This window comes from Pseudomonas putida W15Oct28 (assembly GCF_000708715.2).
GTDB lineage: Bacteria > Pseudomonadota > Gammaproteobacteria > Pseudomonadales > Pseudomonadaceae > Aquipseudomonas > Aquipseudomonas putida_R.
The window spans coordinates 1-1,450 of record NZ_JENB01000090.1 but is presented as its reverse complement, the minus strand read 5'-3'; the positions used below and the strand labels follow the sequence as shown (position 1 = coordinate 1,450).

The following is a 1,450-nucleotide window of genomic DNA, read 5'->3' as shown; positions in this document are numbered from 1 at the left end:
TGTAATCGATGGACTCGCCCCCGCCGAGGCATCACAGTGCCACGGTGGCGTTCAAAGAAGCCAACGGCAGCGAGGGCGAGACCATGAAAAAGCATAGTTCGAAGCACGATCCCCTGTCTTCCACTGATGTGGAGCTTTGCACAACCATCTGCGTAGACCTGGCCAAACAGGTCTTCCAGTTAGCAGGCGAGGATGCTGCCGGTCGGGTGATCTACGAAGATCGCATCAAATCCCGCCAGGCTTTCCATGATTTCCTGCTCAACCTACCAGCGACAGTGACCGTCTTGATGGAGTGCGGTCCAGGTGCACAAGCCTGGGCCAGGCTGCTGCAGACCCAAGGTAATCCAGTTCGCATCCTGCCTGCGCAACGAGTGGCCGAACACCGCAGCGGCGCGAAGAACGACCGAAACGACGCCCATGCCATTTTGCGTGCCGGTCGCGATACCAGCATTGCCTCGATACCGATCAAGAGCACCACAGCACTGGCAATTCAAGCGTTGCACCGTGTCCGGCGCGGCAGCATCAAGCGGCATACAGCACTGGGCAATCAGATACGTGGCCTGCTGCTTGAGCATGGCGTGTCGATGCCCCAAGGCGATGCCGCGATCAGTGCGCATGTACCGCGAATTCTTGAGGATGCCACCTTGCCCCTGCCTGATTTGTTGCGCGAGTTGCTCGATGAGCTGCTGGCTGACTGGCTCTATCTAGGTGAGCGCATTGCGGTGCTGAGTAGGCGGCTCGAAGCAACAGCCCAGGAAGATGAGGTCGCACAGCGGCTGACCACCATTCGTGGCGTCGGCCCAATCATTGCCACGGCAATTGTGGCGAAACAGACGGAGCCCAGCCGCTTCGCCAGTGGCCGAATGTATTCTGCCTTCTTCGGTATCGTGCCCGACCAGCACAGCAGCGGAAACAAAATCAGACTGGGCAGGATGAGCAAGCGAGGTGACGGCTACATACGCAGCCTGATGATCCAGGGGGCGCATGCTGTCTTGAGTCAGCTAAGGCCTGATTCCGATCAGCCAGACGATCGCCGCCTTTTGCGCTGGCTGTCCCGGCTTGGGCGCAAGGAGGCGGCGATCAGACTGGCTAATCGAAATCTACGCATTATCTGGGCCCTGTTACAGAGCAATCAGGTTTACCAACGCAAACCGAACAACAACTCGGAGGCTGCTATGAGCCTCTGACCAACCGAGCAATACCACCGGGGCGCCGAGCGCTCTAACCCCTGCTAGTGAACATTGACCCTTGGTAAGACCGTCGCAGACAGATGCCTCCGCTCCTACAGGCCTGATGTAATGGCCTCAATGTAAACGGCACGCTGCGAGCTCACCACGATGTTGGCCAGAAGTGAAAAACTTCCTCGAATAGGCCTGATACATAGATGCAACCGGGTTCCTATGTTCAAAAGCGGCTAGACAGTGTGGGCGAGTCCATACATAGGAGCGGC

1 protein-coding gene is annotated in these 1,450 nt (G+C 57.9%); it reads left to right on the top strand.

Translation table 11 applies throughout. The annotated features are described in order from the left end of the window. Positions 1–128: 128 nt before the first annotated feature. Positions 129–1,187 carry an IS110 family transposase gene (locus AK81_RS27535; RefSeq protein WP_081042177.1) on the top strand — a complete coding sequence of 353 codons (1,059 nt, stop codon included), beginning with the start codon at positions 129–131 and terminating at the stop codon, positions 1,185–1,187. Positions 1,188–1,450 lie beyond the last annotated feature (263 nt).